Source organism: Stanieria cyanosphaera PCC 7437 (assembly GCF_000317575.1).
Classification (GTDB): Bacteria; Cyanobacteriota; Cyanobacteriia; order Cyanobacteriales; family Xenococcaceae; genus Stanieria; species Stanieria cyanosphaera.
The window spans coordinates 2,454,213-2,478,495 of the sequence record NC_019748.1 but is presented as its reverse complement, the minus strand read 5'-3'; the positions used below and the strand labels follow the sequence as shown (position 1 = coordinate 2,478,495).

Annotated in this window: 19 protein-coding genes; 5 read left to right on the top strand and 14 right to left on the bottom strand. The window is 33.9% G+C overall.

Going from position 1 to position 24,283, the window contains the following annotated elements; translation table 11 throughout:
- Window positions 1-477: 477 nt before the first annotated feature.
- Window positions 478-4,158: a 3'-5' exonuclease gene (locus STA7437_RS10750; protein ID WP_171815451.1), complete on the bottom strand. Its 3,681-nt coding sequence runs from the start codon at window positions 4,156-4,158 to the stop codon at window positions 478-480.
- Window positions 4,159-4,359: 201 nt separating this feature from the next.
- The gene (locus STA7437_RS10745) at window positions 4,360-5,292 is read right to left on the bottom strand and encodes a serine hydrolase (RefSeq protein WP_015193413.1); all 933 of its coding nucleotides are present in this window, start codon (window positions 5,290-5,292) and stop codon (window positions 4,360-4,362) included.
- Window positions 5,293-5,921: 629 nt separating this feature from the next.
- On the opposite strand from STA7437_RS10745, the gene STA7437_RS10740 reads away from it, so the two are divergent.
- Complete coding sequence (locus tag STA7437_RS10740; RefSeq protein ID WP_015193412.1) at window positions 5,922-8,147, top strand: diguanylate cyclase domain-containing protein; 2,226 nt, start codon at window positions 5,922-5,924, stop codon at window positions 8,145-8,147.
- An 11-nt stretch (window positions 8,148-8,158) separates the two neighbouring features.
- On the opposite strand, the gene ccmS is transcribed toward STA7437_RS10740, so the two are convergent.
- From ccmS to lipA, 8 genes are all read right to left on the bottom strand, one after another.
- Window positions 8,159-8,593, bottom strand: a complete 435-nt coding sequence (ccmS, locus tag STA7437_RS10735; protein ID WP_015193411.1) for a beta-carboxysome assembly chaperone CcmS — start codon at window positions 8,591-8,593, stop codon at window positions 8,159-8,161.
- A gap of 144 nt (window positions 8,594-8,737) precedes the next feature.
- Entirely contained in the window at window positions 8,738-9,757 is a 1,020-nt protein-coding gene (locus STA7437_RS10730) for an aldo/keto reductase (RefSeq protein WP_015193410.1), read from the bottom strand.
- Window positions 9,758-9,856: 99 nt separating this feature from the next.
- A complete protein-coding gene (locus tag STA7437_RS10725) occupies window positions 9,857-10,177 on the bottom strand; it encodes a slr1957 family protein (RefSeq protein WP_015193409.1) in 321 nt (106 codons plus the stop codon).
- Between the two features lie 178 nt (window positions 10,178-10,355).
- Complete coding sequence (locus STA7437_RS10720; protein WP_015193408.1) at window positions 10,356-10,910, bottom strand: 5-formyltetrahydrofolate cyclo-ligase; 555 nt, start codon at window positions 10,908-10,910, stop codon at window positions 10,356-10,358.
- Between the two features lie 54 nt (window positions 10,911-10,964).
- A complete protein-coding gene (locus STA7437_RS10715; protein WP_015193407.1) occupies window positions 10,965-13,493 on the bottom strand; it encodes a glycosyltransferase family 39 protein in 2,529 nt (842 codons plus the stop codon).
- Window positions 13,494-13,567: 74 nt separating this feature from the next.
- Window positions 13,568-15,547 carry an amylo-alpha-1,6-glucosidase gene (locus tag STA7437_RS10710; protein WP_015193406.1) on the bottom strand — a complete coding sequence of 660 codons (1,980 nt, stop codon included), beginning with the start codon at window positions 15,545-15,547 and terminating at the stop codon, window positions 13,568-13,570.
- Window positions 15,547-16,107, bottom strand: coding sequence for a pyridoxamine 5'-phosphate oxidase family protein (locus STA7437_RS10705; RefSeq protein ID WP_015193405.1), 561 nt, complete (start codon window positions 16,105-16,107; stop codon window positions 15,547-15,549). The genes STA7437_RS10710 and STA7437_RS10705 overlap by 1 nt, the downstream gene beginning before the upstream one ends.
- 150 nt (window positions 16,108-16,257) lie before the next feature.
- Window positions 16,258-17,184: a lipoyl synthase gene (lipA, locus tag STA7437_RS10700; RefSeq protein WP_015193404.1), complete on the bottom strand. Its 927-nt coding sequence runs from the start codon at window positions 17,182-17,184 to the stop codon at window positions 16,258-16,260.
- 154 nt (window positions 17,185-17,338) lie between these two features.
- Here lipA and STA7437_RS10695 point away from each other — a divergent pair, with 154 nt between their 5' ends.
- Together STA7437_RS10695 and STA7437_RS25460 are read left to right on the top strand one after the other, a co-directional pair.
- Entirely contained in the window at window positions 17,339-17,899 is a 561-nt protein-coding gene (locus STA7437_RS10695) for a response regulator (protein WP_015193403.1), read from the top strand.
- 11 nt (window positions 17,900-17,910) lie between these two features.
- The gene (locus STA7437_RS25460) at window positions 17,911-18,102 is read left to right on the top strand and encodes a hypothetical protein (protein WP_015193402.1); all 192 of its coding nucleotides are present in this window, start codon (window positions 17,911-17,913) and stop codon (window positions 18,100-18,102) included.
- On the opposite strand, the gene STA7437_RS10690 is transcribed toward STA7437_RS25460, so the two are convergent.
- Window positions 18,080-18,967: an SDR family oxidoreductase gene (locus STA7437_RS10690; RefSeq protein WP_015193401.1), complete on the bottom strand. Its 888-nt coding sequence runs from the start codon at window positions 18,965-18,967 to the stop codon at window positions 18,080-18,082. The genes STA7437_RS25460 and STA7437_RS10690 overlap by 23 nt on opposite strands.
- 93 nt (window positions 18,968-19,060) lie before the next feature.
- On the opposite strand from STA7437_RS10690, the gene STA7437_RS10685 reads away from it, so the two are divergent.
- A complete protein-coding gene (locus tag STA7437_RS10685) occupies window positions 19,061-19,282 on the top strand; it encodes a hypothetical protein (RefSeq protein ID WP_015193400.1) in 222 nt (73 codons plus the stop codon).
- A gap of 53 nt (window positions 19,283-19,335) precedes the next feature.
- Here STA7437_RS10685 and fabG read toward each other — a convergent pair whose 3' ends face one another.
- Both fabG and STA7437_RS10675 read right to left on the bottom strand, forming a co-directional pair.
- Window positions 19,336-20,100, bottom strand: a complete 765-nt coding sequence (gene fabG, locus STA7437_RS10680; RefSeq protein WP_015193399.1) for a 3-oxoacyl-[acyl-carrier-protein] reductase — start codon at window positions 20,098-20,100, stop codon at window positions 19,336-19,338.
- A 96-nt stretch (window positions 20,101-20,196) separates the two neighbouring features.
- Entirely contained in the window at window positions 20,197-21,291 is a 1,095-nt protein-coding gene (locus STA7437_RS10675) for a sensor histidine kinase (RefSeq protein ID WP_015193398.1), read from the bottom strand.
- Between the two features lie 124 nt (window positions 21,292-21,415).
- On the opposite strand from STA7437_RS10675, the gene STA7437_RS10670 reads away from it, so the two are divergent.
- Complete coding sequence (locus tag STA7437_RS10670; protein WP_015193397.1) at window positions 21,416-23,209, top strand: hypothetical protein; 1,794 nt, start codon at window positions 21,416-21,418, stop codon at window positions 23,207-23,209.
- 69 nt (window positions 23,210-23,278) lie between these two features.
- Here STA7437_RS10670 and STA7437_RS10665 read toward each other — a convergent pair whose 3' ends face one another.
- Window positions 23,279-24,229, bottom strand: coding sequence for an AraC family transcriptional regulator (locus STA7437_RS10665; RefSeq protein ID WP_015193396.1), 951 nt, complete (start codon window positions 24,227-24,229; stop codon window positions 23,279-23,281).
- Window positions 24,230-24,283: the final 54 nt, after the last annotated feature.

Below are 24,283 nucleotides of genomic sequence, written 5' to 3'. Positions count from 1 at the left end.
GATTAATAACAGATAAGTAAAGTTCCTGAATCTAGATAATGCAGTTTAAGCATTAAAATAATGATTCAAATAATCTTACTTAGCGATGCTATGATTCTGTCTGACAATAAAAAACAATGACATGAGCAATCTTACTGAATCTCAATAAAGTTTAATTGAAGATTTTGATAAGGTTTGGTGTAGTTTTGATTAGATTTTTAAAACAGTAACTATAAGTTTGAATTTAAGACCAACTAGTTAACTAATTGAGCCTAGCTTAGTCTGAAGATTATGTTTTCTGTCACTAACCGAAAGATAGTATAACGCCTGATTTAAAAAGTTGCAGGTTAATTCTGTAGCATATTTTACGAAAATGAAATTTAATTAAAATTTTTTGCTTAAACTTTTAAAAATGTATCCTTAAACACATCGATGGACATAAATCATAACTAAGAACAACTACAACTTCTTTTTTTAAGTTGCTATATCTCAAAATGTTCAGTTGGAATGTAAATAACCAATTTTTGTTAAAGTTGTTTTAATTTGTTCGCTTAAAAGATATTTCTGCCAATCAGAATTATTAATAATATTTTGTTGAATAAAATCAAGATATAAATTTTTTTGATTTTGATTTAATTGATTTGGTGTTAATTGAGATTTAGATAAAAGATAAATGAAATAATACTTTAAAGGAGTTTGAGCAATTTCTGGATTTAGATCGCTGCTCATAGTTGCGATCGCTTCTTGCCAATATTGATGAGAAATATAATATTTAAGTAACTTTTTAAATAAGCTTATAGATTTAGTATCTTTACTAATTAATTGCCAACAAGTTTGAACTTTTTTAATATTATCTAGCCAACAATAAACTATTAATGCTTGATTCCAATATTGAAGAGCTTCTAAAGCAGGAGCAAGATATTTTAACCATAATTCTGCTTGAGGTTTTCCAGATTTAACCCATAAATAAATAATTGTTTGATGTGCCTGAGCTTTGGCTAAATATTCAATTCCATCAGGAAGTCCAGTAACTCTAGCTTTAGCGAAATAATATTTAGTTTCACAAGATTTTTCTGGCTCATTAACAACTTTTTCCCAAAATTTTAGAGCTAGAGCATAATTTTTTCCGTGATAAAAACATTCGGCTGCATTTTTCTCGATTTCTCGATTAGTAAATTCCCCGTAACTAGCTAAGACTAATCCTATTTGTTGCCATTGTAATAAAGAAAGAGGATAGTTTTGTTCAAGTAATTTATGAATAATTTTTGGGTATTTCTTTAAAGCAATCTGTCCTTGAGTTGTATACAAATACTCAGGAAGTTTAGATTGTTGTAATTCTCTTGCTAAAAACTCAGTAAAATTTAAAAGCGTTTCTAATTTAATTATTTCAGAATTAGTTTGAACTGAAAGATTATTCTCAGCTAAAAACTTAATTAAAGGAATTAAACTTTGATATTGAGAAAAACTTTGAGCTTGATTCTCTTGAGATGATAATAAATTTAATAACTCTTGCCAAGCCATTCCTCGCCAAAAGCAATCACAAGCTTCCGATACATCTTTTAAAGTCAAAAAATGTTTTCCTGCTTTAACAAAGCTGCTGGTAAATTTTAGAAACCATGCCAAACAAAAGATAGCTTGATGTTGATTACCAAGTTGTTGATAAGCTTGATAAGCGCGTTTTAAAGACTCAGGATTTTCAGTATTCAAACCATCTTGTTTAAAAGTTTGAGCTAGAGATTCTAAATCATCTGAGGCAATAATTTGTGGATTAATTCCTATCTCAACTAATTGAATTTGTTGTTGCCAATCAATTTTTGTTTCTGAATGCTCAATTAAGTTTAAAAATTCTTCTAAAAAATTGCGATCGCTTGCATATTGCCAAAGTTTTTCTTCACCTCTAGGAGAATCAATAATAAATAAACGTTCGGTAGCACGTGAAATAGCAACATATAGTTTATTTAAAAAATACTTTTCCTCTTCTTTTGGTTCAGTTTTAAGTTGTAAAAGTCCTCTTGGGCAACATTCACCAAATTTGTAGAGAATAACTTGTTTAAATTCTAATCCTTTAGCAGCAGTAGTACTTAAAATATTCCAAGGAATTTCTGCTTGATTTTCTTCTGTTAAAAATTTGCCTAAAATTTCATCTTGTAAAACAAAATCTTTTTCTCCACCTTCATCCCAAGGAATCAGAATCAAAGTATCTTTTAATAAAGTTTGAATAGCTGTGCTTGAAATATTTTGACCAATAATAAATTTCTGCGGAACAAACTGACTAAATTTTCTCGCTTGTTGAGGTTTGATTTCACTATAATTAAATAAAAATTTTCGCCATAATTGAATTAAATTACTTAAACCAACAATTGAAGCTACAGAACGATAATTACATTTCAATTCAGTAAAATGTTTATCAAGAGGAAGTTTTTTAGTAGGCGTTAAAATAGAGAGAATTTCATTATAAAAAGCTGCTTGTAAACTTTCCCAACGAAAACCAGTAGGATTAAGAGTTTGAAGCGGATCTCCAGCAAAAGCAAAAGGAAAACTATCAATAAACTGTTCTTGTTCTAGATCGTAGCGAGAAAAAACTGAGATGCCCATGATTAATTTTAATTCTAATCGAGTAAAATCTTGAGCTTCATCACAAAAAATAGCTGTATATTCAGGACGATAACATTTGAGGTGTAACACTTGACGAATTAAATCTTGATCGTCCCAAAGTTGATTTTCTTTAGTATAGTTTTGATACCATCGCCAAACATGACGATAAATTTGTTGAAATTCTTCGACAGAAAGACTTTTTTCTTTTTTAGGAATTTCTTGATAATCTTCATCAGTAAAATATTGATCGCGTTCGTCTAAGTAATAACCTTTGATAAAAGTACGAATAGCTAACCAGCATTTTTCTGGAGAATAATTACGCCAACTCCGACGACACAACTGACGAAAACGATGAAAAGAAATATAATTATCTTCTCGAAAGAAAATTTTAGTTTCGGTTGGTAATAAATTAAGTAAAAAAGAACGAAAAGTTTTAAAAAAAGGAGTAATACTGGGAATTGGTTTGAACTCGTTTCGGTCTGCTAAAAAACGATAATTAGACTCTAATAAAGAAAAAACTTTACTTCTAGCTAATTCGGCAACTCCACGATTATAAGTAAGAAATAAAGGGTGAGGTTTTTTATAAAGGTTTTGTTTGCTTTTATAACATTCTTTAATATGGCGATCGCAGTATTCAGCAAATAGGTAAAATAGCATGGTTGATTTACCACTTCCCGCTCTACCATTTAAAAATAGAGGTAAAGTTTTGGTAGTGGAAACTGAATGAAGAATGGCTTTTTCTTCTGCAGAAAGAGCTAAGTTAACTCCATTACCTTGTTGAATAGCTAACCACATTTCTGGCACAGCTAGCAGATAACTAGGATAAGTACGTTTAGCAAGATTAGTTAAAGTTTCTAGAGAAAGATTGTTCGTATTTTGCAACCAATTTCTCCCATTACCTCTAATACTCAAAGAATCAACAATCTCAGCTAATTCTCGATCAAAAGGATGATGATTAAAAGGTGCAATTAAAAAAATAATTTGTTGGGAAAGGTAATCAACAAAGGTTAAAGGACTAAATAAAACATATTTATCTTCTTGACCATAAAGTTTGAGATGTTGCCATTGAGTTGATTCGCCAATTGTCGCAAAATTCTCAACAATTTTTTCAATGATTTGATAATAAATAGAACTGTGAGCAAAGATTTCTGTTTGACTCAATTGATCAAGCCAAATTTCACTTTCGTAAATAACACTGCTATCGGTATCCAAATCCCAACGAGGTGGTTTAAACCAAGTTAATAAATTTTCAGGCAGATGAGGAGAGGTAGTGATAATTGGTTTTGCTTTTGCCTTTTCTACTTTCAGCCATTGTCTAATTGATTGTTCTACTCCCCCTTCTAAAGAACCATCGCCATAATTTTCTCTTTCTCGTAAGAAAAAGTGATAATCTCTAGAACCTCTTGAAAATACTGTCAACCATGCTAGTACTCTTTCAGTTTCTAAAGAATAAATCCGTGCAATCAAGCGAAAATTACCTTCTTTGCGTTTGAGATAGGGATAAATGCGCTCAAATCTAGTTTGTGCGTCATTGAGGCTCATTTGTTCCAATTCTTGACAAAGACGGTCAACTTGTAATGACAAGCTGTGATATCTACTTAGTTGTCGCTCAAACTGATCACTACGATAGACGAACATTGATCTACTAGAAAGAGAGTTAAACCTTATGAAAAACAATTAAACTCAGAATGATACTGCTTCACAAATTTGCTACTGCAATGCTCCCAATTTAATCGCTCATCAATTCATAGTAAAATTATCGCCAACCTTTAATTAAGCCGACAACTAAACTGATATTTGTTTCATTGCTTCAACTACGGCATGAGAGATAAACGGTAAAATCGCTTTGTTTTGGCTTTCGCTCAACACAATCAGTAAATAAGGTTGGAATTCAGGAATTTCAATATAAGCAGCATCGTGACGAACTTGACTAGTCCAACCTGCTTTTGACCATAATTGAGCATGATTTGGTAAGCTTTCGCCCAAAAAGCCAGTTATTTGGTTTTCTCCATCACTAATCACAAATTCATCTGGATTGAGACTACGTTTAAGCAGAGACATCATTTTTTGCGATCGCTGACTAGAAACTGCTACCCCACCAACAATACTATGCAGCAATCTGGCGATCGCGTCACTCGTTAACATATTGCGATTTTCTCTTAATTCTCCTAAAAACGCTCTTTCTCGACCATAAGCACCATCAGTCCAAGTTTTTTGATTAACATTAATATTTTCTAATTCTCGCCAACCAAGAGACTGAAAATAGCGATTGACAATGTTACGTTGATGTTTCCAAGTCGCAAACGGTCCGGCGGATAATTCTGGACCACTAGTTGTCCCAGTTAATAAATCTACAATTAAACTGGTAGCATCATTACTAGAAAGAACAATCATATCCTGAATTGCTCTTTCCGTCTCTGGTGAACTAGCAATCATGCCATTATTGAGCCATTCTTCAATTGCTACCAAATAAAATAATTTGACCAAACTAGCAGGATAAATTCTTTCTTTACCACGATAGCTAAACCCACGCAGGGGATATTGCCAAAATTCTTCAGGAGATAAAGCACCACCAGTATTTACAATTATTGGCGGATCGTAAACAATCCAAGTTAAGGCAATCTTAGTTTGATTGAATTTGGGAAACTCTTGCCAAATCAAATTGAGAATCTGATTACCTAGTTGATTTAACTGCTCATCCTGATGATAAAAAGTCATTGATAATTAAAAAAACTTAATTAAGGTCTTGAATATCAATTACGATATCACCAAGCCAGAAATTTTTTGGGATTACTTTATTTTCTCTAGTGACCGCTCATAAGCGATGACTGAACTAAAGGCGACCGCGGATGCGCCTCGCTCCTCGGCGAGATTGCGCTTGGTAAAATATCTCAAGAAGACTTTGACAGAATTTAGAAATAGATTAATTAGGTAATGCTTGAGTAGACTCCGTATTTTTCTCAAGTTGTTTTGAAGGCAGAGATTGTAGGAAGATTGGCATTGATTTGGATACTTAATCAGCTTTCTTTAGATTAGCTTTAAAGAAGTCACTTTTGTGTTTCTCAAAAATTATTGATAACTTTACAGTATTCTTACCAAGAATCAGTAGTTTTCCAGTGGTTATTAAGCCTATTTTTTTGTCAGTTTAGATATATAAAATACTTGGTACAACTTATTTTTAGATAGATTTTGTAAGCAAAAAAATAAAATTAATTGAATTTAATTTTTATATATAACAAAATATTAAAAGTTTAAGTCATATATTTATTGCAAAATCAAACAAGTTTAAAAAAAGTTGAACATGATTTATTAATAATTTTTTTTCTAACAAATTTTAGGATAAATTCATGTATCAAAATCACTTACAAAAGTCTGAAATCAATTCAGGGTTAATTTCTAAACTAAAAACTATTGATGATGCCGTAATTATTTTAGATCAATATGAAAACTGTTTATTTTTTAACAAAGCAGCCGAAAAATTATTTAAAAAAGCATCAAACAAACTACTAGATAGTGCTTTTTATGATGATTTAACAGGATTACCAAACTATAATTTATTATTTAAATATATTCGACAAGCAATTAATTTAGCCCAAGAAAAAAAAGAATATGTATTTGCCGTTTTATTTATAGATATAAATCGTTTTAAAGCAATTAACAGCAGTTTAGGTAGAAAATTAGGAGATGAACTATTAATCGCCATCTCTCAAAAATTGAAAAATTGTTTACGAGAAGAAGATATAATTGCTCGTTTAGGTGGTGATGAATTTGTCATTTTATTAGAAGATCTTCATAACTTTAATTATGTGATTGATATTGCCGAAAGAATCTATCAAGAACTCTTGACACCTTTTAAATTGAATGGTTATGAAATATTTGTTGATACTAGCATTGGTATTGCATTAAGTACCGAAGATTATACAGAGCCAGAAGAACTCCTCAGAGATGCGGAATTAGCTGTAACTCATGTGAAGAAAAATCCTCATAGTTATTATCAAATATTTAATCGAACGATGCATATTCATGCCATCAGTTTACTGCAATTAAAAAATGATTTGCGATTAGCGCTCGCTCGTCAAGAATTTGAACTACATTATCAACCAATTGTTTCTTTAACTACTAAACGAATTAATGGTTTTGAAGCTTTGGTACGTTGGCGACATCCAGTCCGAGGGTTAATTTCTCCGCAAGAATTTATTCCTTTAGCCGAAGAAATGGGATTAATTATCTTTTTAGGTTTATGGGTACTCAAAGAAGCTTGTCTACAAATGCGTGCCTGGCAGTTAAAGTTTCCCGAACTTGCTAATTGGAAAATGAGTGTTAATATCTCAGGAAAACAGTTGGCACACGATAATTTTGTTGGACAGGTAAAAAGAATATTACAAGAGACAGAAATTACTCCTAATAATTTAAAGCTAGAAATTACAGAGAGTTGTTTAATTGAAGATCCTCAATCTACTATTACCATACTTCAAGAACTGAAAACGTTAGGAGTTGAGTTTTCTTTGGATGACTTTGGGACTGGTTACTCTTCCTTAAGTTATTTACATATGTTTCCTTTTACTACCTTAAAAATTGACCGCTCGTTTGTTAATTCTATGGAAGCAAGTAGTGAAAAACTAGGAATTATTCGAGCAATTGTTACTTTAGCTAGTAATTTAGGAATGGATGTAATTTCAGAGGGAATCGAAACGATTAATCAACTAGCTCAACTTAAAGTTCTCAAATGTCAATATGGTCAAGGATACTTTTTTTCTAAACCTTTAGATAGCAAAGCTATTGAAACTTTAATTACTACTGAATTAGCTACAGGAAATTGTGATGAATCCGACAGTTGCAATAATAGTTTGGAAGAACAAATTGCTAAAGAGCAAATGCATTTGCAAATAGAATTTTTGCGACAAGAACTAGAAGAATTAAGACAAGAAAAAGCTGATTTAGAAATTATGCTGGAAACAGCTACTGAACACGCAGATTTAGTTGAACTACAGCTACACAAAGAAATTTGCGATCGCAAAAAAGCCGAAACTGCTCTTCATCAAGCTAATCAAGAATTAGAAAGGCTAACAGTTTTGGATAGTTTAACTCAAGTAGCTAATCGTCGTCGTTTTGATGAATATTTATTACAGCAATGGCAAACTCTGAGAAAAGACCATTCTCCTTTATCTTTGATTTTGTGTGATGTCGATTATTTCAAACTTTATAACGATACTTACGGTCATCCGATTGGTGATCATTGTTTACAGCAGGTAGCTTTGGCAATCGAAGCTGCAATGGAAGATGATCATAATTTGGTTGCTCGTTACGGTGGAGAAGAATTTGCCATTATTCTACCTAATATTAATGCAGACAAAGCACTGGAAATTGCTGATAAAATTCGTGCTAAAGTCAAAAATCTCAAAATTGCTCACCATAAATCAGCAGTCTGTGAATATGTAACAATGAGCTTGGGCGTTTTTACGATGACTCCTACTCCGGAAGGTTCACCAGAATTGTTAATTGCTTTTGCTGACAAAGCATTATACGAAGCTAAAGTACAAGGCCGCGATCGCGCTATATTTGCGATGAGCTAAAATATGATTATTTAAGTTAAAGATATTTTTTGCGCTAAAGTTGCTGACAAATCTTCAATTAAAGTATCAAGATTTTCTGATGAATTAGCAAAGCAAACAGGTGGAGATGGTTGAGGTTGAAAATGAATTAATTTGATTTGTCCATCACCGATAACAATAATTAAAACTTCTTCTTCTGGTTTGTAACCATCAATTAATCCTAAAATTTCTTGAAGATGTCCATTCGTATTTTGATTTAGTTGTTCAATTGCTGATCTAGAACAAGCAACAAAATGAGGAGTGGGTTTAAGATCAATACCTAAAGTTTGATCCGAATTGTTCCATTCTTGCTGTAATCCCCAAGCTAAAGCAGCTAGTTTTTGTTGGTTAGTTTGCACAAAGGCATCTAATTGCCCTCTCCATATATCTTCGGCTATATTTTCTGGATTATTACCAAATCTAATCATCTATAGTATTCCTATCGTAAGTTGTGAGACAGTTACTAATTACTAATTATGAGGGATGAATAATCAACAATTAACCATTAACAATTAACATTCAACAAAAATCAAAGAATCAACTGTATTTTATAGCTATGAGAATTGCTATATTCATCTGCGATATTCATCACCACAATCACCAATTAATTGATATAAATTTCTAGATTTCTGGGAAACTGCATCGATTTTTTGATAATCATCTTGATCAAGATTGAAATCAAATACTCTAGCGTTATCTTCTAGATGTTCAGAAATACTCAGTCTTGCCCCAACAATAGTTCCTGCTACAGTAGGTTGTTCTAAAATATAACGTACAGCGACATTAGCAAGACTAACTTGATGTTTATCGGCAATTTTTTTGAGATTAGTTAATAATTCTTGAAATAAATTCCAACTTCCCCACGCATTGATAATATTTTTATACTTTTTCAGACTCGCCGTATTAAGTTGAAAAATTTGCGGTTCTCTTGGGCCTAGATATTTTTCGCTGATCAAACCTCCGCATAAAGTTCCATAAGCAAGTAGTTGAATATTATGTTGCTGACAAAATTCAATCATTGCCAGTTGGGGACGACGATCTACGACTGAAAACTGAACTTGATTAGAAACTATTTTTATTCCAGCTTCAGTAATGATTTTTAAATGTTTGGTATCAAAATTAGTTAAAGCTAGATGTTTAATTTTGCCTTCTTGTTGTAATTGGGCTAAATATTGCAGCGCATCCAAATAACTATCATCGCGATATTCCCACCAATGAAACTGTAGCAAGTCCAAACTCTCAACATCCATTCTTTTGAGAGAAATATTAATATTATCTGCTACCAACTGTTTAGTCATGGGAATTGGTTTAGGTACCCATTTGGTAAAAGCCTGGAGATTTGATAAGGCTTCTTGTCCGCGAGAATTTTTTAATTGACGACGAAATTCACCAATAAAATCTTCTGCTGGCCCATAATGATCAGCTAGATCCCATGTAGTATAACCAGCATCGTAATACTGAAACATACTTTGTATTGCTTGGGGGGGATTGATTCGTCCGTGATAGCCAGACATTTGCCACATTCCATTTAAAACACGACAAATGTTGAGACCAGTGGTGAATTGTAAACGACTATTAGCAGGCAGCTTCATTAGTTAACAGTTCTGATTTGCCAGTTATCAATGAATAATTATCAGTTATTGGTCATCATTTATCAATTCATCGACCAACTGTTGACTGTTGATTGAAGTTTAGATTCCTTCTACTTCTAATTGACCAACAGTAATCGCATCAAAGGCAAAAGCTAAGACAATCGGCATCGGAGACATGAATAAATAAGTGGAAATTAATGCGATCGCACTAACAACTATTGCGGTGGTTAGCCAGATTTGTTCGTCTGAACTTAGTCCTTTTTCTGCCTTAATTAATCTTAATACTTTATTGGGAATTGGTTCTGGCATTACTGCCCCTGGTGGAAATGCCCAATAATGATTACAACGTTCTCTAAATAAATCTGTCCAACCGTTTTGATCGCACCATTCCTGTATCCATTCGTCATGAAAATGTTTCATAGTTAAGATATTAGTTAATTTGTACAAGTTTTAATAAAGAATCTGAATACTAAATTTATATTTTTATAATTTGCTTAAATTAGCAAAATCAGCTTTATTTTTAAAGATTAATTTTTATTTTTGTAACAAAGCTTAAATGAAAGTAAGATTTATTCAATATTGATCTGAGTATATTTGCTTAATAAAGACCTGTTTCTGTACAAATATAATCAAGTTTGATATCCCAAGGATCGATAGGTAATTGAGGTAAATAAGCGAAATCAAAGACAATTCCAATTGTAGTTTTATTTTGCCATTGCTGATCACTTAACATTCGGTCATAAAAACCACCGCCATAACCTAAACGATATTTTTGTGCGTCACAAGCAACAGTAGGAACAAGAATTAAATCTACTGCTTGAGGTTGAATTAAAGGTGCATTAATTAATGGTTCTTGAATGTTATAAAGTCCTTGTTGTAGTTGTTCTCCTAACTGCCAGGAATGCCAAACTAAAAGTTGATTGACACAGCGAGGAAAACCCCATTTTTTATTAATAGTAAATAAAGGACTGAGATCGGGTTCTTGATGAATACTAAAATAGGCAAGAACAGTTTCAGCTTGATTAAATAATGAAGAAGATTGTAATTGTTTACAAATGCGATCGCTTTTGGTTTGCCATTCTGATTTAGTTAGCGATTTTCTTTGTTCTAATATTTTTTTGCGTAGTTGTTTTTTGGTTATTTGTTGTTGCATTGATTGATTTATTGATAGTTGATTGGTTACTGGTCACTGATAACAGAATTACTATTATTTGTTAATTATTGGTTGAAGTAAATGCCACGCTTTTAATACATTTCCTTGCATTAATGCAGCTATTCCACTAAGAGTTTTTAGTTCTGGAATATTGGGGTTAATTTTTAATGCTGTATCTAGATTTTTTTGAGCTAATTTTGGTTGCCAATCATAGAGATACACAAAAGCTAAATAAGCATAATTGTGAGGGTTTTGAGAATCTAATTGAATGGCTTGTTGAAAACTATTAATTGCACCTGTTACATCTTGTTGTAGTACTCTTGACAATGCTACTGTATATAACCAATTTCCTTTTTGTTGTTGGTCTACTTTGTTGTGTTGTAAACGATAAGATAAGGCTATTTCTGCTTGTTTAAGATAATCTTGTTTGGCATCATATTGATTAATACGAGCAGTTTGAGTAAAAATAGGTTCTAATCCTGATACACCATTAACCATGTTTGGGGCAATCGTTCGTAATTGAGTTACTAAATCTAATTCGGGTGCAGGATTTATTGGTGCTTTTGGATCAATAGTAAGATTAAATGAAGGAACAGCAAGAGGATAAGTTTTTCCTGTTTGACGGTTGAGATAAGTTGCCTTTAATTGATAGTTTCCTAACTCTAAGTCTGGAGGAGGAAGCATTGCTGTATTTTCAATCACTTGATAAGTCTGATTTTGTAATTGAATGCTTAGATTACTATTATCTAATGCGCCCATTCCAATACTATGATCATGTAACCAAAATGAATTTTGAAAAGGATTATTTTGAGCGAGTGTCCAGGTTAATAATACTATTCCCTGTTGTAATTCTTGCCAATTTCCAGACCATTGATAAGTAACAGAAATTGGTTTACCTGGAGGTGCTACTTCTGGAACAATAATTCGCTCTAGTTTGACTTGATTTTGATTGATTTCGCTAGTTGCAACTGTGACTAAAGGTTGTCTGCGCTGATAAAGTTTGAGATTACTTTGATCGGGAAGTTGCCAAGTTTTTTGCAGTTGAAAATCTGAATCAGTTTCTATTAATTTAGTAATAGTTGCTTGAGGCTCTGGTACTGAACCTTGATCGCCAGTTTTAGTAATAAACCAATTAAGCGATCGCGCATCTTGTTCTATTTCATTATCTTTTATTCCTACTTGACGACCAACTACTTGAAAGTTTTTTTGTCCTCCATAAAAAGAAAAGTTGTGTTGATTAATTTCTAGCGTAGAAGGTAAAACACCTAAAGTTGAACGAAGATAAGGAGATATTTTAATAATTTCTTGAATAACTTCTTGATGAGGATAGGGTTGTCCGAGATAAGGATAATGTTGAACATTTGGACTTAGTTTAGTGGTAATAAATTTTCCACCGATAGGAAAGAGATTTGCTAAAAATAATAAGATGGCTAAAATAATTGTTGCCCAACGTAAGTAGATTCGCCAGCGTCCTTGATAAGATAATAAACCGACCGCTAAAACTAAAGATAAAACTGGCAACAAAGGTAAAATATAACGAGCATCTTTATTAATATTTAGAGAAGCAAGTAAATAACCACCTAACAGAAAAAGAGTTAACCATCTCCATTTAAAATTAGGGGAAAGAGTAGATAAGAAATTATTGGTTTGATTTGGATATAATTTACCTTTAAAAATTCCATATAAAATCAACCCTCCGATTGGAATTAACAACAAATGCCAAGAAAGTAAATAAGGCAAAATTTCACCGTAATATGTCCAAGCATCAATAGTATTTAAAGCTGGATCTCCTTCAGCAATAGCAGAATCTAAAGTTGCTCTTTTTCCTGAAGTTAGAATTAATAACCAATTGGTTCGATACCAAGGAAAACAAATTAAAATTCCTGTAGCGATCGCAATTAAAAATTGACCTAGTTTTAACCATTGTTGGTTTTTGATACAGCTAATAAATATCCAAACTAAAGGAAAGAATAAAAAAAACAGTGCCGTTTGTTTCAGTAAAATAGATAAACCAAAGGCAATTCCAAATAATAAAGCAAATAACCAACTTCTGATTTGATTAACTTTTGCTTGACTATAAATATGCCAAAGAGTTATTAAATAAAAACTTAAAGTTACAATCGTAGCAAGAGGATAATCTAATAAAAATTCGAGACGATAATAATATAAACCTGGTAATAATTGACACAATCCTGCTGCCCATAATCCTACCGAAACATCAAATAAAATTACTCCCAACCCATACACAGAAAGCAACAAAATCGCACTATAAAACAGCATAATTAAAGCGGATGCATCTTCACTTGTTCCAAAAACATTAAGAAATGGAACAGTCAAAATATAATGAAGAGGGGGAATTTTATTAGATATTAACCAAAAACTCCGCCACCAATCAGCATCAAACCATTGCGGATTTTTTAGAGCGTGCCAATAATTTAACGCACCATTGAGATAATCAGCTTGATCCCAAGCAGGTACAGAATGATCCAAAGCAAACCAAATGCGATCGCATATTGCTCCTGCTAACCAAATTATTGCGATTATTCCTAATCCTTGCCACCAACTTAATTGTTTTTGTCTCACAAGTGTTTATAAAGTTAAAAGTTGTAGGGGTAATTCATGAATTGTCCCTACTTATGATAATTTAAGGAAAAAATTTAATCTTGATTCAGTAAAACCCAGACTCTTAAAACTTCTGCTACTGTCCAAGCTTGGGCAAATGCACCTCTAGAAGTAAAAGGCGGATCGCCATCAAAAATTTCACTAAGATTACCAACACAAGCAGCTTGTAAATGATTTGCCATTGGTTGTAAAAAAGTGCTAGCAACCGCAGGATTTTGATAAACTTTTAAATGTGCTTGGACAAATGCACCTATCAGCCATCCCCAAACTGTACCTTGATGATAACTTCCATCTCGTTGTACTACTCCGCCACCATAATGTCCTTGATAATCAGCATGATGAGGGGAAAGCGATCGCAATCCGTGAGAAGTAAGCAATAATCTAGCGCAAGTATCAACTACGGCTTTTTGTTGTTCTTTGGTCAAAAGAGGTGAAATTTGAGTATTTGCGGGTAAAGACACAGCAAAAATTTGATTTGGTCGTACAGAAGCATCATTTCCTTGTGGAGAGTCTAGAACATCATAACAACAACTTTTTGCCTGACACCAAAAACGTTGAAAACCTTTTGCCGTTTGTGCTGCCATTTGGGTGTATTTTTGCTCAGATTTACCTAAATATTGGGCAAATTGCTGCATTATTGTTAAAGCATTGTACCAAAGAGCATTTACTTCAACAGGTTTACCGATTCGAGGAGTTACTACCCAATTGTTAACTTTGGCATCCATCCAAGTAAGTTGAACTCCTTCTTCTCCTGCATAAAGTAAACCATCATTAGGATCGATCGCAATATTGTAGCGAGTGCCTTGTTTATGCCAGTCAATCATCTCTGCTAATTTGGGAAATAGTTCTGTTAATAACTCATCATCTTTCGTCTGTTCATAATAAGCACGAATCGCTTCAAAATACCAAAGAGTAGCATCTACTGTATTGTAGTAAGGAGTTTCACCTTGATCTGGAAACACATTAGGTAACATCCCCCGGTCTAAATAATAAGCAAAGGTACGTAAAATTGGGCGTGCTAGTGCAGAACGACCTGTGGCTAGAGTTAATCCTGTTAAACTAATCATCGTATCTCTACCCCAATCTCCAAACCAAGGATATCCCGCAATAATAGTTTTACCATCGGGTTCATTAGGTAAAGTACGAGAGACAATAAATTGATCGGCAGCTAAAACTAACTGTTTGATCCAGTCGGGTGCAGTGAGATGAGGAAATTGTTTTAATAAGTTTTCTTCATAAGTACGACGATTTGCCAAAGCTGTTTGTGCATCCAAGTTAGGATTTGCTTCAGTGGAAGCTATGATCGTGATTGATTGATTAGGTTCTAAAACAACATTATTAAAAGTAGCAGCATGAAAATGATTTTCGTAATCACTTAAACCGCGATATCTCTCTACTGCTAGATCGAAACCATAATACCAATTGTCTTCAATATAGATATTGCCTTGGGTAGCAAATAAATATAAAGGTAAACTCTGGATGTTAACACAGACTCCTCTTTCAATCTTACGGATGCTAATCTGTTTATCGTCTGTTTGAGTAATGCCATGGAAATCTCGACAATTAATTAACGCTTTGAGATTAAGTTTTAAGGGTTCAGTACCACGCACCAAATGATATTGAATGTAAGTAGTATTTTGTCCCTGCTGCATCCAGATTTTTTTTTCTAATAAAGCATCAGCACAAGCATATTGCCAAACAAGAATAGTTCCTTCTAAATGAAAACTTTCGAGATGTAAATAACCTTGAGGATCGATACTACCATCAGTCCAACGATTAGTAGATAAAGAATAAGATTGTCCTTGATAATTTGCCGTTTCTTCTAACTTGCTAACTAATAAAGTCCTACCTAAAGGAGGTTGAAGTGCTGCAATTAATAAACCATGATAGCGTCTAGTTAACATTCCTGCGATCGTACCAGCAGCAAAACCACCAATGCCATTCGTAACCAACCATTCTCTTGACTCTGCCGTTTCAAGATTACCGCAAATCTCTCTGCCAAATCGTACAACCACTATTTATTAACCTCTATTTCAGTAAGCAAATTAGTTGGTAGTCCGTCAATACTTTGTTGATTTTTTTCCTGCCAATATTGCTTGATTTTTTCTTCTCCTTTATGTTTTGCCCAGTTAATCACAGTTTGTCTTTCTTGTTTAAATTCATACAGAGGAACACCATAACCACAGGAAGTTTGGATTGATTCAATATTCAAAATGACAATTTGGCGTTCTCCAGGTAGACGCGGAAATAACAAAGATAATTCTTGCCATTGCCTATCTCTAGGTTTGATTGTCTTTCCCATGCCATAAAGACGCAAAATCAAAGGTTGTTCATCAAAACTGCAAAACATAATCGTGATTCGTCCATTTTCCTGTAAATGGGCAGCAGTTTCATTACCACTTCCCGTTAAATCTAGGTAAGCTACTGTTGTAGCATCAAGACAACGAAAAGTATCGATACCTTTAGGTGATAAATTAATTCTTCCTGTAGTGGGTGCAGTCGCGGTGAAAAAGATTTTTTGTGCTGCAATAAAAGCCTGTAGTTCTTCAGTTAACTGAGAATAAAATTTTGCCATAGTAAGCCGATCAACACCTAGTTTGCTGATTGAGAAAAAGAAAGGGGAGGAGACAAGGAGTGAGTCACAATTAACACTGGTAACTGGTAACTGGTAACTGATAACTGATAACTGGTAACTGGTAACTGGTAACTGGTAACTGATAACTGGTCACTGTTGATTGTCTTCTTCTCCTGCATGATAAGAACTTCTTACCAAAGGGGCAGAACGAACATGAGAAAAGCCAAGAGAACGAGCAATTTCGCCCAAATGCTCAAATTCGGCTGGAGTCCAATATTTTTGTACGGGTAAATGTTCTAAAGAAGGACGCATATACTGACCAATCGTCAAGCGATCGCATCCAACCGAACGCAAATCTTGCATGGTTTCAATAATTTCTGCTTCTGTCTCTCCCAATCCCAACATTAAACCAGATTTAGTAGCAATAGTGAGATCGCATTCTTTGACTGAACGTAACACATTAAGAGAGCGTTCATATTTAGCTCCTCTTCTCACTGGTGCTTGTAAGCGTTTTACTGTTTCAAGATTGTGATTATAACAAGCTGGTTTAGCAGCTACCACTGTCGCAATTCTTTCCTGTTGACTAGCGATTCCTTGTTTGCCACTCCAAAAATCGGGAGTTAAAACTTCAATTTGAGTCTCAGAATTATTTTCCCGAATAGCATTCATTACCTTGACAAACCAACTTGCACCACCATCAGGTAAATCATCTCTAGCAACTGAAGTAAGGACTACATAACGTAAACCAAGCAAACTAACAGCTTCAGCTACTTTAATCGGTTCTTCTGGGTCTAAACTCATCGGGGAGTGACCCTTATCTACTTGACAAAAAGCACAAGCTCGTGTACACGTTGGGCCCATCAACAAAAAAGTCGCTGTTTTATTAGCGTAACATTCCCCTCGATTTGGACATCTTCCTTCTTCACAAATAGTATGAATACTTCTTTGTTTGATGATTCGTTGTACAGTAGAAATATCACTTGCTTTACCAATCGAGCGTTTCAGCCATTTCGGTAAATTAATTGTATCTGTAGATGATTCTAGTTTAGTCCCATGAAAGTCTTGAATGCGATCCATCGATTATCTCAACCTAACAAAAATATTCAATCCCAAATCAGGACTGAGAATTTGACTCTCAGTTGTTATTTTGAGTTGGGATAGGGGAACTCTAACAATATAAAAATATTTATATAGATTAAGTCTAGTAAATTTCCTGTGCAAGGAGTGAACCGTGCCGACTCATAAGATTTTGGTAATTGATGACAGTAAAGTTATTAGAATGCGTGTTAAAGATATGTTACCTGTAGGTAACTTTGAAGTAATTGAAGCCAAAGATGGCTTGGAGGGATATAACTTAATTCGTTCGGAAAATCCCAACCTAATTATGTTAGATTTCCTGTTACCAAAAATGAGTGGATGGGAAGTTTATCAAGAGATTCAAAAACAACAACATTTAAGAAATATTCCTCTAGTTTTAATGTCTGGGCGTAAAGAAGAAGTCACAGACAAACTTCCTGAACCTTTTGAATATTTTTCTTTTGTAGAAAAACCTTTCGATCAAAAACAGCTTGTTGATGCCATTCGAGAAGCAATGATGAAGGCGAAAAAACAGCCTCAACATTTTGATTCATCGGATCATAAAACAACAGGAGTCGTCAATACCGATACTGTGTCTATGGCTGCCGAAATTGAGTCTCTCAAAACTCAAATCAAGAAAATGGATTTAGAAATGGAACAATTGAAAAAACAAGTCAATCAATTGATCAACTATATCCGCCAAAAAGTTAAGTAAATTATTATTTCATGAATAATTCATTGAGTTTTATTATTAAAGTCGCGATCGCGTCTACCCTACTCTCAGTTTTAATTAAGTATGGTGGTTCTCAGTTATCGTTAACTCCCACAGTATCCTTAAGTTTAATCATTGTCTGTTTACCGTCGGTAATTTTAGCGTTAATTATGGGCTGGCGTATTATTTATTCCCACCAGAGTTAGGGATTAAAGATAATTGCTCTTTAAGAGAAAGTGGTTGATAACCAAGAGCAAAAGCTTTACTACTATGAAGAGAAGTATCAGGCGATCGTGGTGCAGCCATTACTACATCTTTTTGGCGACAAGGTTTAATTAAATCGGTAGAAAATCCCATTGTTTCTGCTAATAACAAACCAAATTGGTAACGGGAGATTCTTTCTTTTCCTCCCAAATGTAATAAACCTGAAACTTGTTGCTCTAAGGCAAGTAATAATCCTTGTGCAGCCATAGTACCGCTTACAGGGGTACGGAATTCGTCGATAAATAAATTTAATTCTTTTCCTGTTTGAAGATTGTCAATAAAACCTTGAATAAAACTATTAGCTGTAGGAGAAGGCATCCCAAACATCAAAGGCATTCGACAAACTGCTGTGGCAGGATAAATCTCCAGCATTTGTTGTTCGGCTACTACCTTTTGTTCTCCATAGTAAGAAATAGGAGAAACAGGATCGGTTTCTGAGTAAGGTGGATTTTGACCATCAAAAACTAAATCTGTAGAAGTAAAAATACAAGGAATTTGATATTCAGCACATAGATGCGCCAAGTTCATTGAAGCAGTAACGTTAATTTCATAAGATTCAATCGGATTAGTTTGACAAAAATTTGGTTTAGAAGCTGCTGCGGTATGAATAACTGCACTAGGATCGATTGTTTTAAATAAGTTTTTGAGAGCAACCAAATCAGTGAGGTCAGTTTTGATAATGTTCTGTTGAGAATATAAATTATAATGGCTATAACAAGTGCCATATACTTGCCATTGACTTTTTGCCAGTTGATAAATATTCCAACCCAAAAAACCACTTACTCCTGTAATTAATAGTTTGTTCATGAAACCATTTCTCTTTTATTTATCTAATAGTTGCATCCGAGCAACTTTTAAATCGTATCTAAGTTTAGAGGTAAGAAGAGAAGGAAACAAACAATGTTAAATCAACTGTGGCAAGAAATATTAATACTCAAAAAAGATACTTCTTTTGTACGTAACTTAAGTTTAACTGCTGCGATCGCGATTGTAATTACTCTTAGTTTAAATGAAATTTATCATCATCCTGCTAGATTAGGTCAACAACAAAGAGTAGACGAATTTTCTACCCTGATCTCTGCTGGTATGGTCATTAGAACAGTAGGTTTTGCTCGTCGTTAAATCTTAATCGATCAGGATTTGGCATTGCCAAACCCTACAAGATAGTTGATTGCTTAAGCCATTACCATCCCGCCATCAACATTAAAGACTTGTCCTGTAATATAAGCAGCAGCAGGATCGGCTGCTAAAAAACGAATCATCCCTGCAATTTCTTCTGGTTTTCCATAACGACCAAGGGGTATAAACTTAATAATATCATCAGATTTAAGACCACTTGTCATATCAGTTTCAATAAACCCAGGCGCAACTGCATTAACCGTAACTCCACGAGTGGCTAACTCTTTGGCAACAGTTTTAGTAAAACCAATCACCCCTGCTTTAGCTGCACTATAATTAGCCTGACCAGGATTACCCATTTGTCCTGCTACAGAAGTAATATTGATAATTCTACCTGTCTTTTGTTTCAGCATAATTTTACTGACAGCGCGAGTACAGAGAAAAACCCCAGTCAGATTGAGATCGATTACCGCTTGCCATTCTTCTGGTTTCATCCGCAGCAACAGGGTATCTTTAGTAATACCTGCATTGTTCACTAAAATATCAATGCGTCCAAACTTATCTAAAGTTTGCTTAATAAGATGATCTACTTGTTCTACTTGAGAAACATCCGCGCCTAAAGCAACTGCTTCACCGCCAGCTTCAATAATTTCTTTGACTACTTCCTCAGCAGCTTTGCTAGAACTAGCATAATTGACTACTACTTTTGCACCTTCTATCGCCAAAGCTAAAGCAGTTGCTTTGCCAATTCCTCGCGATGCACCCGTAACCAGTGCAACTCGATCTTTTAAATGCTGTAAATTTTCTGGCAACATTTCCACGAATTAATCCCTCCAACGAAGCTTAAGAAACTAAATTATCTTAAAAGGATTTGAGGCTAATTATTCAGGATCGATAGAATTTTCTAAAAAGACTTACTAGGCAATGGGAAGACAAAAACGAAAAGTACTTCCTTGCCCCACTTCACTTTCTACCTCAATTTTGCCACCTTGTAACTCTACTAAACGACGAGTAATAGCCAGTCCAATCCCTGTGCCACCAGAATAACTAGCACGAGAGCGATCGGCACGCCAAAAACGTTCAAAAACAAAGGGCAAATCTTCTTGAGCAATACCAACGCCTGTATCAATTATCGCAATCCAAAGTTGACGATTATCTTTCCAAGCTTTGACCGTTATCGATCCTTGTTCAGTATATCTAATTGCATTACCAAGTAAATTAACTAAAATTTGTTCAGTTCGGTCAAGATCTGCTAAAACTGGTGGTAATTCGGCTGGACAATCCAATTTGAGAACAGGTCCTTCTTCTAAGAGTTGATCGGCAAATCGACCTACCAAAGATACTATTAAAGGACGTATATTAATTTTTTTGGCGTTAATTGATAGATAACCAGCCTCTGCTTTAGAAAGTTCTTGTAAATCGTGGATTAATCGCTCTAATCTTCTAGTTTCTCTAACTAAACGTGAATAAATTTCTGGTGATGGTTCAACTCTTCCATCGGCTAATTCTTCTAGATAGCCCCGTACTACTGTTAGAGGGGTACGTAATTCATGAGTCAAATCACTAATCAGTTCCCGTCGACGTTTTTCTACATCTTCGATGCTGCTAGCCATAGAATTGAAACTAACTCCAAGTTGATTTAACTCTGGAATTTCACTTTCTGGCATTCTTTGATCGAGGTTTCCTGCTGCAAAGTTGTAAGTAATATCTTTCATCTGTTTGAGAGGGCGCATAATCCTTTTGGAGGCTAAATAACTTAATCCTCCAGCAGTAGAACCCCCAACAATTAATGACCAAAACGCACCACGATTCCAAGCATTATGAAAGTTTTCTACTAAATAAGTGCGGGCCGAATGTACAGTAAAAATGCCTCTTTTTTCAAGTTGTTCGAGACGTACAATAAACATTCTGGGTGAAGAAACCTTAGCAATGAGAACAAAGCTAGCTAAACCCACAATCATTACGATTAAATGGGACAAAAATAAGCGCGCTCCTAAGCTTAGTTTGTTCATTTCGGGTAAATTTTTGTTAAAAGATTTGATAATTGCTCCTTGAGGTTTTTATTTATTTACAATTTACAAACTATTTATCCCCAATATCTTGGTTATGTATGGATAATATTAAAGAATTGGTTCAATGGTTTTATCCATGTCTTCTTCCTCCACAGAGCGTTATAAAAGTCGTTTATTTAATTTTCTCAATCGTCAATCAATCCGTTTAGGTGGTGAAATTGGTAAAACAGTAAGACAGCTTAAAATAGCAACGGAATTTGGCGTACAAATTTTGCTTTATCCAGTTTATTTGATGGTACAAGCTGGACGCTCGACAAGACAACAATTAGAGCAAAAGGCACAACCAAGCAAATATCTTACGCCTGGTGAGTTAGACTCTTCCGCTTTATCTACTCAATCAACAGATCAGCCAATTGAACAGATTTTAAAAGCAGTTGAGCCTTTATTGATCACAGAACAAACAGTTGAGCGAGTAAATTCTAATTCCCAAGCAATTAGCTTGTTGCGCTCAGAATCACAACTAAGCTTTGATGGACAAAACAATGTTCTACAGAAGATTACAGCTACTATCGAAATTTTCAAAGCTAAACTGAGTCATCAAAAAAATCCGACTAAAGCGATCGCGAAGTGCCTCGCCAACGGCGAGACCGCTATTCAAGGAGTAGCTAGCTTACTAGACTCTCATAATTTAGTTTTGGTTGATAGTAATAATCAAATTTTAGATATTCTCAATCTTCAACAACAAGAGCAAATTACAAGTTATATTGTTCACAAATTTGGTAAAGGACAATTCAATAAAAGGTCTTTGTTTCAGAATACCACTCAAAAATTTCTATCAGCTTTACCTGATTTTTCTCAGCATAATCCCAATTTATCACCACCAGTTCGTTGGTTTTGGAATTTAATTAATTGGGTACAAACTAGCCCCATTGCCGTTACCACTAATCTTTTTGATGAATCTCAACTTACTCCTAATTCTTTACCTCAAGCTAATCTTGCTTCAGAAGAAGATTTACTTGTGAGCAAATTATTAAATTCTGTAGATTCAGCTATTGCCAATTTAGAAAATAAACCCTTAACAAAGCCATCTCATGTTTTTCATGATTTACAACAGAATTGGCTATCTAAATTAAATTTAAATCAAAGTAATTCTACTAACGAAATCAAAAAATCTGTTCAAAATTACCAGCAAAATCCAGAACTACTTGAATCAGAAGATCCTTTTCAAATTGATGTTTTAATTCGAGCAGCAATTGATTATTTTTTCAAAGATAACCAAGCAAAGCATTCTTTTAATCAATCTTCTCGTTCTGAGGTTTTAAAGAATAAAAACATTGCTTCATCTCAGCAATCTAATAACTTATTAAACGAGTCTGTTTCTGTGGAAGATCCTTGGTTATTGTGGGAAGATCTGTTTAGTAGTATAGAATCAATAACTGATGCTCAGGATAATTGGACAAGTAAAGAAATAGAAAAACATAATACCTCTCAAGATACTCAATCACTAACATCAACTAGTAATCCAAATTTAAAAAAATTACCAGCAGTTTCTGCTACATCAAAATCAAAAAAATTCAAACAACCATCTAAGACTCAAGTTTCACTTAATTTTAAACGACAAAAATCATCTCAAGCTTTGAGAGTGAATCCAAATAAATCAAAGCAAATTATTACTAGCAAAAATCAATCTATTGCTTCAGGTGATATTACTAATAAAGTAGGAGAGATGATTCCTAATGTTTATAATTCTCAAAATCAACAAATAGAAACCGCACCAGAATGGTTAGAAACTGATGCTACTACTGTTGGTTATGTTAAACATCCTCTTGAACGACTTTTAGAGTGGTTGGATTTGATTATGCTGTGGATAGAAAATCTTTGGGCAAAAATATGGGAAAAATTGAAACTTAAGTTTTAGGTGTATTTGATAACTAATTTTATGACCATTGTTAATGGTTGATTATTGATAGTTAACTGAAAAATGTTTTTAGATAGAATGAGGGATAACTAATTTTTTAGACATTTGTGTCTGCATTGCTTTAGGAGTTATTCCTGTAATTCTTTTGAAGTGATAATTAAGATGTCCTTGATTAGCAAAACCAACTTGATAAGATATTTCAGCAATAGTAAATTTTTTTTGACTTAATAATTCTTTAGCGCGTTTGACTCGACAACGAATTAAATATTGATGAGGTGCATAACCTGTAGATTGTTTAAATAAACGGGAAAAATAACTAGGACTCATTTGTACTAATTGTGCCAGTTCATTTAATCCTAAAGAGCGATTTAAATTAGCATCAATATATTCGCAGACTTGTTTAAGTTTATATTGAGGTAAACCATCGCTATAATGTTTGATTTGAGGTATTTGATTTGAGTAATGTTTTAATAGATGTACTGACAATAAACTTGCGATCGCATCTGCATAAAGACGACTACCCAAACCACCAGATTCTAATTCAGTTTTAAGTTTTAATCCTAATTGATAAATTAAAGGATCTGGTTGAGCAAAATTAGGTACAATTTCTACTTGGTCTGGATCAATTGTTTCAAACAACGTGTAATTTAAGACTTTTGATTCAAAACCCAATATAATAAAACCACCAGGATCAAACCACTCAGCTTGATGGCTAACCCCAGAGGGAATTATAACTACGTCTCCAGGTTTGACTGCTTCTTTTTTGAGAGTTCCATCTAATTTGCGAATTGCATCGATAGGTTTGGGATTTTCAGTAAAAATCAGAAGATTATATTGAGGACTAACAGCTTCTCGACTTTTTCCAGGATTTGCATAGTTGTCATAAAAACAGTAAATTCCATCCCAATCAGTATCGTAACTCGAAAGCAGAGATGATTGAGGTAAAACTTGTTTAAGTGCTGCGATCGTTTGGGTTCGATCTTGAGAAAAATCTATTGTGATCGGTTCTTTCACAACCATGATTGATTATTTTATCGATACGTAATATATAAATAGTAAATAGAGAAGATCTAG

Excerpts from the sequence above, each read along its gene's own strand:
- STA7437_RS10745 (WP_015193413.1), bottom strand. The coding sequence starts at position 5,292 with ATGACTTTTTATCATCAGGATGAGCAGTTAAATCAACTAGGTAATCAG.
- STA7437_RS10740 (WP_015193412.1), top strand. The coding sequence starts at position 5,922 with ATGTATCAAAATCACTTACAAAAGTCTGAAATCAATTCAGGGTTAATT.
- ccmS (WP_015193411.1), bottom strand. The coding sequence starts at position 8,593 with ATGATTAGATTTGGTAATAATCCAGAAAATATAGCCGAAGATATATGG.
- STA7437_RS10730 (WP_015193410.1), bottom strand. The coding sequence starts at position 9,757 with ATGAAGCTGCCTGCTAATAGTCGTTTACAATTCACCACTGGTCTCAAC.
- STA7437_RS10725 (WP_015193409.1), bottom strand. The coding sequence starts at position 10,177 with ATGAAACATTTTCATGACGAATGGATACAGGAATGGTGCGATCAAAAC.
- STA7437_RS10720 (WP_015193408.1), bottom strand. The coding sequence starts at position 10,910 with ATGCAACAACAAATAACCAAAAAACAACTACGCAAAAAAATATTAGAA.
- STA7437_RS10705 (WP_015193405.1), bottom strand. The coding sequence starts at position 16,107 with ATGGCAAAATTTTATTCTCAGTTAACTGAAGAACTACAGGCTTTTATT.
- lipA (WP_015193404.1), bottom strand. The coding sequence starts at position 17,184 with ATGGATCGCATTCAAGACTTTCATGGGACTAAACTAGAATCATCTACA.
- STA7437_RS25460 (WP_015193402.1), top strand. The coding sequence starts at position 17,911 with ATGAATAATTCATTGAGTTTTATTATTAAAGTCGCGATCGCGTCTACC.
- STA7437_RS10690 (WP_015193401.1), bottom strand. The coding sequence starts at position 18,967 with ATGAACAAACTATTAATTACAGGAGTAAGTGGTTTTTTGGGTTGGAAT.
- STA7437_RS10685 (WP_015193400.1), top strand. The coding sequence starts at position 19,061 with ATGTTAAATCAACTGTGGCAAGAAATATTAATACTCAAAAAAGATACT.
- STA7437_RS10675 (WP_015193398.1), bottom strand. The coding sequence starts at position 21,291 with ATGAACAAACTAAGCTTAGGAGCGCGCTTATTTTTGTCCCATTTAATC.
- STA7437_RS10670 (WP_015193397.1), top strand. The coding sequence starts at position 21,416 with ATGGTTTTATCCATGTCTTCTTCCTCCACAGAGCGTTATAAAAGTCGT.
- STA7437_RS10665 (WP_015193396.1), bottom strand. The coding sequence starts at position 24,229 with ATGGTTGTGAAAGAACCGATCACAATAGATTTTTCTCAAGATCGAACC.